This is a genomic window from Pseudoalteromonas sp. GW168-MNA-CIBAN-0100, from assembly GCF_040309225.1.
In the GTDB taxonomy this organism is placed as follows: domain Bacteria; phylum Pseudomonadota; class Gammaproteobacteria; order Enterobacterales; family Alteromonadaceae; genus Pseudoalteromonas; species Pseudoalteromonas arctica.
This window is the reverse complement of record NZ_JBEOOL010000908.1, coordinates 1-248: the sequence shown is the minus strand read 5'-3', so window position 1 is coordinate 248 and position 248 is coordinate 1. Positions and strand designations below refer to the sequence as shown.

At 69.8% G+C, this 248-nt stretch carries 1 protein-coding gene; it reads left to right on the top strand.

What is annotated here, in order from left to right; translation table 11 throughout:
• The coding region (locus AAEY62_RS23960; protein WP_350636968.1) for a tetratricopeptide repeat protein at positions 1 to 248 on the top strand (248 nt) is incomplete at both ends.

The window sequence follows — 248 nt, the reverse complement described above, 5'->3', positions numbered from 1 at the left end:
CCGATACGCTGCGGGTGATGAACCGCCTCGAGGAAGCCGACGAGCAGTGCACGCGCCTGATCCAGCTTCAGCCCGATCATCCGGAGGCCTTCCGGATTCGCGGTCTCGTGCTGTTCGCGCTGCGCCGCATGGATGAAGCGATCGCGGCCTGCCGACGTGCGGTCGAGCTTGCGCCCGGCGCCGCTGCACCGTGCGGCACGCTCGGCTTCGTGCTGCTCGAGCAGGGCGCCACGCAGGAAGCGATGGGC